Annotated in this window: 6 protein-coding genes; all 6 read right to left on the bottom strand. The window is 65.4% G+C overall.

Translation table 11 applies throughout. The features are described from left to right. Positions 1 to 236: 236 nt before the first annotated feature. The gene (locus tag C1878_RS13515; RefSeq protein WP_147272953.1) at positions 237 to 1,379 is read right to left on the bottom strand and encodes a GGDEF domain-containing protein; all 1,143 of its coding nucleotides are present in this window, start codon (positions 1,377 to 1,379) and stop codon (positions 237 to 239) included. 189 nt (positions 1,380 to 1,568) lie between these two features. After that, positions 1,569 to 2,945, bottom strand: a complete 1,377-nt coding sequence (locus tag C1878_RS13510) for an ROK family protein (protein ID WP_114602124.1) — start codon at positions 2,943 to 2,945, stop codon at positions 1,569 to 1,571. A 67-nt stretch (positions 2,946 to 3,012) separates the two neighbouring features. After that, positions 3,013 to 4,227, bottom strand: a complete 1,215-nt coding sequence (locus tag C1878_RS13505; protein ID WP_199519352.1) for an AGE family epimerase/isomerase — start codon at positions 4,225 to 4,227, stop codon at positions 3,013 to 3,015. Between the two features lie 18 nt (positions 4,228 to 4,245). Then, on the bottom strand, positions 4,246 to 5,220 hold the full coding sequence (locus tag C1878_RS13500) for a dihydrodipicolinate synthase family protein (RefSeq protein WP_114602123.1): 975 nt from the start codon (positions 5,218 to 5,220) through the stop codon (positions 4,246 to 4,248). A gap of 272 nt (positions 5,221 to 5,492) precedes the next feature. Next, entirely contained in the window at positions 5,493 to 6,353 is an 861-nt protein-coding gene (locus C1878_RS13495) for an ABC transporter ATP-binding protein (protein WP_114602122.1), read from the bottom strand. After that, positions 6,350 to 8,377, bottom strand: a complete 2,028-nt coding sequence (locus tag C1878_RS13490; protein ID WP_114602121.1) for a dipeptide/oligopeptide/nickel ABC transporter permease/ATP-binding protein — start codon at positions 8,375 to 8,377, stop codon at positions 6,350 to 6,352. Before C1878_RS13490 ends, C1878_RS13495 begins: the two co-directional genes overlap by 4 nt.

Genomic DNA, 8,377 nt, shown 5'->3' with positions numbered 1-8,377 from the left:
CCCCGTCCTGAGAGTTGGCCGGCGCGCTCCGTCTCAATAGGCCCTATCGCAGGGCTCGCGTCAGCATGCCCTGCTTCTCTAGGAAAGCGTGAAAAGATGAGTTGACAAAACTATAGAAACACCCCCCTCCCTTTGTCATCCTGAGCGGAGCGCGAAGCGCGGAGTCGAAGGATCTCTGCACTGGTGGGTAGATCCTTCGACTCGCTTCGCTCGCTCAGGATGACATGTGCTTTGAGCTACGAGGTGCTCCGGGCCGCCTTCACTCGGTAGAGCTCCTGGTCCGCCTCGTGCACGAGGTCTTGCAGGGTGCGAACCCCCTCCGTGTACGCCGCCGAACCCACGCTCACCTGCATGGAGTATCCCGCTGCCTCCCCTTCGTCGCGTTTCGCGAGCTCGGCGTTCAGATACGCGCTCACCTCTTTCGCGTCGCAGGGGCTCGCGGCTTCGCGCACCAGTACGAACTCGTCTCCACCGTAGCGAGAGGGAAAGCCCGAGCCGTCCGCGCAGCACCGCCTCAAGGCGTCGGCCACGCGCTGCAGCGCCCGATCGCCCTCCACGTGGCCGTACGTGTCGTTGATGGTTTTGAAATGGTCCACGTCGACCAAGTACAGGCAGAGCGTTTGGCCCGCGTCCCGATGGCGCATGCGCTGCGCGACGTGCTTCGCCAGCTCGGTGCGGTTGTTCAGCTGCGTGAGAGGATCGAGCGAGATCTTCTGCTCCTGCATGTCCAGGTACACCCACAGAAGGGCGACGGCAACGCCCACGCACGTGAGCGGCACGTTCGGGGCGAAAGCCTGCAACGTGATGAACAGCAGCGGCAGGACGGCGAAGTACGTGAGCGCCAGGTACTGCGAGCGAACTGCGAAGTTCTCCTTCTTGAACGAGCCTAGAAGCGCATGGGCGGCCGTCAACAGGCCGTATCCGTACACGATGAAGAACTGCACGTAGTACAGGCTGCCGCGCTCGTATCCGCCGTCGGCGTCGATGCTGAACGCCCATCCTGTCCAGTAGGACGACAGCACCAGCACGAACGAGACCATAAGCGGCACCGCGCAGGCGACCATCCGCGCATGCGAGGCCACGAAGCGCGAGTTCTGCACCTTCTCCGAGTACACGAACCAGCAGAAGCTGCCGACAGAGGCCATGAGGTAGTACGCCGCGTTGATGCAGAAGCTGCCGAGCGGCGCCACGTGCACGGAGCCCTTGGTGACCAGGATCCACAGAATGTCGAGGAAAGAGGCAAGGATGTTCGCCAGCAGGACGGCCGAGAACCAGAACTGCCGGTTGCGCAGGTCGTTCCCCATGCGGACCTTTACCAAGACCAGCACGAGGATGAGCAGGCACAGCAGGTTCACTTCGATGTAGAGCAGCGATTGCACGATCACTCCTTGTCATCGTCCCGCACGATACGCTATGAGCATAAGGGTAAAGTATAGCGCGTTCATTTGGTTTTGGAAGGGCTTTGTTTCACCACGTCGCACGAGGAATGCACGGAATCGGCGCTCGGCGCGAAAAGGGCCGCTGCGAGGTGCAGCGGCCCTTCGAAGGCTCGGTTCTGTCGTTGCCGTCTACTTCGTCGCCGGCAGGCTGGCGGCGGCCACGGACTGGCCCACGCGACGCATCATCTCGTCGGGCAGCGTGACGTTGATCTGCTCGGCCAGCTCGGGGTACTCCTCGGCCAGCACCCGGTTGCACTCGCTGATCACCAGGTCGCCGCCCACGCCGGAGGCCACGCGGCCCAGCACCAGCAGCGTCTTGATCTCGTAGAACGAGCTGTACAGCACCAGCGTGTGCGCCAGGTACACGCCGATGGAGCGGAAGATGTCCAGCGCGCCCGCATGGCCCTCGTTCGCCAGACCCTGCACCACCTTGAGCTTCTCGGCGGGGGAGAGCTCGGGGTCGAGCTCGATGCCGGCGGTCGGCGCCAACTTGATGACGGCGTCCTGGCTGAAGTACTTGCAGCCCACGCCGAAGTCGGTGGACCACTCGTCCTGCATGGCGTTGGGCGACAGATCGACCGGCGCGAAGGCCAGCTCGTTGATCCAGCCGAGCACGTTGCCGTCGGCGTTCACGTAGCCCACGGCCTCGGAGGTGCCCATGGCGATGCCCAGGATGTCGCCCGAGCCCGTGCTCATGAAGCCGGCGAGCGCGGTCACGTCGCCGTCGTTGGCCACCACCAGGGGCACGTCGCCGATCTCCTTGCCCGCGCGGTCGTAGATGCTCTTCACCTCGTCGCGGCGCTCGCGCGGCACCTTGATGAACAGGGACGCCACCATGGGGCTGTTGCCCACGAACGTGCCGGCGGACGACACGCCGATGGCGTCGACGCGCGGCATCTTGGACGCGGCGGTCTTGAACGCCGTCACGATCTCGTTGAAGTGGTACTCCGGGTCCTCGGTGACCTTCGGGAACCACACGACCTCCTCGGAGTACACCGACTCGCCGTCGATGACGGCCGACACCTTGCGGTCGGAGCCGCCGGCGTCGAAGCCGATGCGGCAGCCCTCCATGTGGCCGCCGATCTGCTTGGCGGATTCGTTGGCGGCGGGGAAGTCGGCCTCGGAGCAGGCCACGACCTCGAGGGGCTTCTCGTACACGTCGCCCACGAAGCCGTAGTCGAACGCGCGCTCGCCCTCGGGCGAGTACGCGGCCGCCAGCTTCGCCGCGATGTCGTCGCAGCCGCGCAGGTAGACGCGGAAGCCGCCGATGCTCCACAGCTCGAACTTCACCAGACGCTCCACGTAGCGGAAGTCGGCCTCGGCGAATTCGCCGCCGCGGATGAAGCTCTCGCGCACCGAGATGAGCCCGTCCTCGCGCTCCACGGCCACGGCGATGGGGAGGGTTGCGCCCTTCAGGTACTCGCGCGCCCACACGCCGAAGGGGATGAACTGCTCGTCCAGGACGGGCACGTTCTTGATCTCGTAATCGATACCCAGGTAGTTCATGGTTTGCCTTTCTCGCAGGTCGCTCTACAAGTGGGTGGTTCCGTCGGCCGTCAGGCCGACGGAACCCCTAGTCTCCGATGATCTCGGTCAGCACGCGCTCGGTCATGGACAGCGCGCGGGGTACGTGGAAGGGGCCCTTGAACGTGGAGCCCTTGGTGGGGGGCATGGTGGGCAGGCCGTCGCGGCGCAGGTACCCGTACCATTCGCCGTACTCGGGGTCGGCGAAGTGCTCCTTGCAGTAGTCCAGCGTCTTGAAAAGCCAGTCCAGGTAGTACTCGTCGCCGGTGTCGCGGTAGGCCTTCGACGCGGCGATCATGATCTCGTTGTGGGGCCACCACAGCTTCATGTCGTGCTCGTAGGCTTCGGTGGGCAGGCCCTTGCAGTCGATGAAGTACAGCAGGCCGCCGTACTCCTTGTCCCAGCCGGCCTCGATGGCCAGGCGGAAGATGCTCTCGGCGGCTTCGTGCAGCGCCTGGTCGCCCCGGTAATTGGCCTCGTCCATCATGAACCAGCTGCATTCGATGTCGTGGCCGGGGTTCACCACGCGTCCGGCCGTGTACCAGAGCTCCGGTTCGCCGTCGAGATTGACGCTTTCCAGCGTGCAGCCCAGCTCCGGGCGGTAGTGCTCGTTCACGATGCGGTCGGTGCACTCCCGAGCGTGCCTATCGTACTCGTCGGCGTGCGCGGGGTCGACGCGGCGCATGATGCCGATGATGTTCAGGAAGATCATCGGATCGCCCAGAGCGCGGCCCGCCCTCGTCTCGGGGATGGTCTTGGGGCCGAGGCCCGTGGGATCCTCCACGAGGCCGTTGTTCAGGTCGTAGATCATATGGTACGCGCGGCGCGCGCGCTCGAGGTGCTCCGCCTCGCCCGTGAGGCCGTAGTACTCGGCGTTCGCGATGGCGTAGAAGCCCTCGGAGAAGTTGTAGCGGCGCTGGCGCAGCGGCTTGCCCTCCGCCGTCACCGTGAAGTACAGGCGGCCGCCCGCCTCGCGGTTGATGCAGTGCTCCTCCAGGAAGTCCAGGCAGCTTTTCGCGGCCTCCTTCCATTCCGGCTTCTCGCCGTACAGGTGGCACAAATAGGAGAACGTCCAGGCGCAGCGCCCCTGCATCCACACGCTCTTGTCGGTCGAGTAGATCTCGCCCGTGCGGTCGAGGCAGGTGTACACGCCGCCGTTCTCGCGGTCCATACCATGTTCCAGCCAAAAGTCGATGCAGGCGTCCAGCTCCTGTCGGATCCAGTCGCGCGCCTCGATCAGTTTCTGGGCGTTGTCAGCAGTCACGGAGCCTCCTCGCTTCGGTTATTCGACGACGGGGCAGGCGCTCCAGTGCGACTCGCGCGTCGGGGCGTCGGCATCCATGAGGCCGGCCTTCTTGAGCACGTCGACGATGTGGTCCACGTCCTCGCCCTCCAGCGCGCACACGGGCTCGCGCATCTGGTTCGTGTTGAACACGCCCATCTGCCACAGGGCCGTCTTGAACGCGCCCACGCCGGCACCGAAGCCCACGGTGGCCTTCACCTCGCGCGTGACGAACATGAGGCGGGCCAGATGGTTCTGTATCTGGCGCACGCGTTCCCAGTCGCCGGCCTGCGCGGCGCGCCACTGCTCAACGTAGCTGGCGGGGTCGATGTTGGCCAGGCCCGGAACGGAGCCGTCTGCGCCGCTCAGGTACGCGCCGTCGACGACCACCTCGTGGCCGGTGAGCAGCTGCAGGGGATGCCCGGCGTCCTCGTTCTGCAAGACGAGCCAGCGGAAGCTCACGTCGTCGCCGGACGAGTCCTTCACGCCCTGCAGCACGCCGTCGGAACCCAGACGCACCAGCATGGTGGGGTCGAGCTTCGTGTGCACGCACACGGGCAGGTCGTAGGCGAACAGCGGCAGGTCGGTGTGCTCGCGGATGGCGCGGAAGTGTCGCTCGATCTCTTTCGGGCCGCCCAGCGCGTAGAACGGGGCAGTGGCTACGAGCGCGTCCACGCCGTAGCCCGTAGCCCGCTTGGCCTGGTCGATCACGCGCATGGTCTCCATATCGATGATGCCCGTGAGCACCGGCACGCGCCCGTGCACCATGGCGATGGCCTCCTGCAGCACATGGTAGCGCTGCGCGTCGGTGAGGAAGGCCACCTCGCCCGAGGAGCCGAGGAAGAACAGGCCGTCCACGCCCGCGTCGATCATGCGGTTGATGGAGCGCTCGAGCGCCTCCAGGTCGAGCTGGCGCTTCTCGGTCAGCGGAATGACAACCGGGGGGATTACGCCGCGAAACGGTGAATCAGTCATAAAAAACTAGCCTCTTTCCCTGTAGCGAATCATAATCGTCAAGACTTTAATTCCCCTGATGGCCGCCGTCAACGTACGGCAAGGGTCGACCACAAGAAAAGCGCCTCGGCTTTACTCTCACCAAGCCAAGGCGCTTTTGAATCCTCCGGTTGATACGCGCTCCCAACCGGCAGGGCGGACGGCGGGGCCTCCGCGCGCAGTTCCGCAGCGAAGCGAGGACTGTCTGAGCACGGAGGCCCCGCCGTCCGCCCCTCGCCGCAGGTAGAAGCGCGCTACTTCCCCAAATCAGGATGCAAAAGCGAAGGCGCCGCTCCCAGCAAGAGCTTCGTGTAGTCGTCCTTCGGGTTCGAGAACACCTCTTCGGCCGTGCCGCGCTCCACCGCCTCGCCCGCGTTCATGACGATGATGCGGTCGGATATGTAGCGCACCGTTTGGATGTCGTGGCTGATGAACACCATCGACAGGCCCAGGTCGCGCTTCAGGTCCATGAGCAGGTTCAAAATCTGCGCGCGCACCGACACGTCCAAGGCGCTCGTGGGCTCGTCGGCGATGATGGCGTCGGGCTTGAGCGACAGGGCGCGCGCGATGGCCACGCGCTGGCGCTGGCCGCCGGAAAGCTGGCCCGGCAGCGCGTCGAGCACCGAGCCCGGCAGGCCCACCATCTCGATGAGCTCCTGCACGCGCGCCTCGCGCGAGGCCTTGTCGCCGATCTTGTGCACCACGAGCGGGTCCATGAGCTGGTCGTGCACGCTCATGCGCGCGTTCAAAGCCGTGGCCGGGTCCTGGAACACCACCGATATCACGCGGCCGATCAGGCGGCGTTCGGCGGCGGAGCGCTTCGTCACATCCTTGCCTTTGAAGAACACCTTGCCCGAAGTGGGCTGCTGCAAACCGCACATGACGTTGGCCGTCGTGGATTTCCCGCAGCCGGATTCGCCCACGATGCCCAGCGTCTGACCCGGCATGAGCTTCAGCGTCAGACCGCGCACGGCCTGCACCTTGTTGGGGTGGAGAATCGAGCCCGTGCGCGTTTTGAACGTCACGCGCACGTCGTCGAGGAAGATGATGGGGGTGGGCTCGCCGTCCGCGCCCTCCGGCACGGCGGCGGCCTCGTTCAGTTTCTCGTCGCTCATAGCAGCGGACCTCCTGGCACGTAGGGCTTGATACCAAGTCGTTTGAGCTCGCTGTCAGGCAGCTCGCCGTAGTAGTGGTCGGTGCCCTCCACGCGCTTGAGCACGGGGCGCAGCTGCGAGACCTTGTCGGGATGGCTCGAACGCGGCGTGAAGCGGTCGCCCTCGGGGAAGTCCTTCGGGCTGGGAACCGAGCCCGGCACCTGGTGCAGGCGCATGCCGCCGGCTTCGATGGACAGCACCGAGCCCAACAGGCCGCGTGTGTACTCGTGCACGGGGTGGCACAGGATGTCGGTGACCGGACCCTGCTCGACCACCTGGCCGGCGTACATGACGGTGATGGAGTTGGCCACCTCGGCCACGAGGGCCAGGTCGTGGCTCACGAACACCATGGCGAAGCCCAGCTCCTTCTGCAGCCTGTTCAGCAGGTCGATAACCTGCTTCTGCACGGTCACGTCCAAGGCCGTGGTGGGCTCGTCGGCTATGACGAGCTTCGGATCGCGCGTGAGCGCCATGGCGATGAGCACGCGCTGGCGCTGGCCGCCGGAGAGCTCGTGCGGATAGGAGTCCAGCGTGCGCTTCGGGTCGAGGCCCACCAGTTCCAGCAGCTCTTCCGCGGTGCGGGTGCCGCCGCGCTTCGTGAGCTGCTTCATCTGCGATTTGATGAGCATGGACGGGTTCAGCGAGGACAGCGCGTCCTGGTAGATCATGGCGATCTCGCGTCCGCGCAGGGCGTTCATCTGCTTCTGGCTCATGGTCAGCAGGTTCTGGCCGTCGTAGAGCACCTCGCCCGTGACGGTGGCCTTCGGATCGAGCAGGCCCATGATGGTGAGCGACGTGATGGACTTGCCGCAGCCCGACTCGCCCACGAGGCCCATGGTCTGGCGCGGGCGCACCACGAAGCTCACGTGGTCCACCACGTTCACGTCGCCGTGGCGCGGGAACTTGATGCACAGGTCCTTGACCTCCAGGATGGGCGGCACGTCGGTGCGCGCCTCGAAGCGGTCGTTGCGCGTTTTCTCCACCGCCTGCAGCTGGGCCAGGCGCTTCTCCAGCATCTCGGCCTGGGCGGCGTAGGCCAGCGTGGGGTCGGCGACCATCTTGTCGGCCTCGCGATTGGCGACCAGGGCGTCGTCGGCGGCCTTGACGGGGGCCTTCGGGGCCGCGGCCATGGCGTCGGTGATGCCCTCGGACAGGATGTTCAGGCACAGCACCGTTATCATGATGGCCAGGCCCGGGAACAGCGCCTGCCACCAGCGGCCGGCAAGCACCCCGCCGCGCGCGTCGGACAGGATGTTGCCCCACGTGGGGGTGGGCTCGGGGATGCCGGCGGAGATGAACGACAGCGAAGCCTCGAACACGATGGCGTCGGCCACCAAAACGATGGTGAACACCATGACCGGCGCGATGCAGTTGCGGATGACGTGCTTCACGAGGATCCACGGGGCGCGGGCGCCGCTCACCACGACGGCGCGCACGTAGTCCTGGTTGTACTCGCTCACCACGTTGGCGCGCACGATGCGTGCGATCTGCGGAATGTAAAGGAAGCCGATCGCGAAGATGAGCGATGGAACCGAGCTGCCGAACGCGATGACGAACGTGGCGGCCAGCGCGATGCCGGGGAAGGACATGACCACGTCGAGGATGCGCATGATGACTTCCGACACCCACTTGCGGGACACCGCGGCGACGGCGCCGATGATGGATCCGCAAATGAGCGCGAAGGCCGTGGCACCCAAGCCGATGATGAGCGAGTAGCGCGCGCCGTACATCATCCGCGACAGCACGTCGCGGCCCTTGTCGTCGGTGCCGAACAGGAACTGGGCATCGGGGGCCTGGCGGGCGGTAAAGATGGCGTACGGGTCGTGCGGTGCGATGATGTTGGCCAGCACGGCGATCATGACGATGAGGATCAGCACGATAAGCGAGATGCGCGATCCGATGGACATGGCCTTCCAACGGCGGAAACGCACTTTTCCAGGGTTGGATTCCAGCTTTGTCGTTGTGTTCTCTCGAAGTTTAACCAT

Origin of the sequence: Gordonibacter sp. 28C (assembly GCF_003339845.1) — a bacterium.
Classification (GTDB): domain Bacteria; phylum Actinomycetota; class Coriobacteriia; order Coriobacteriales; family Eggerthellaceae; genus Gordonibacter.
This window is presented reverse-complemented; position numbering and strand designations above follow the sequence as displayed.

Coding starts and splice junctions, on each gene's coding strand:
- C1878_RS13500 (WP_114602123.1), bottom strand. CDS start 5,220: ATGACTGATTCACCGTTTCGCGGCGTAATCCCCCCGGTTGTCATTCCG.
- C1878_RS13490 (WP_114602121.1), bottom strand. CDS start 8,377: ATGGTTAAACTTCGAGAGAACACAACGACAAAGCTGGAATCCAACCCT.
- C1878_RS13495 (WP_114602122.1), bottom strand. CDS start 6,353: ATGAGCGACGAGAAACTGAACGAGGCCGCCGCCGTGCCGGAGGGCGCG.
- C1878_RS13510 (WP_114602124.1), bottom strand. CDS start 2,945: ATGAACTACCTGGGTATCGATTACGAGATCAAGAACGTGCCCGTCCTG.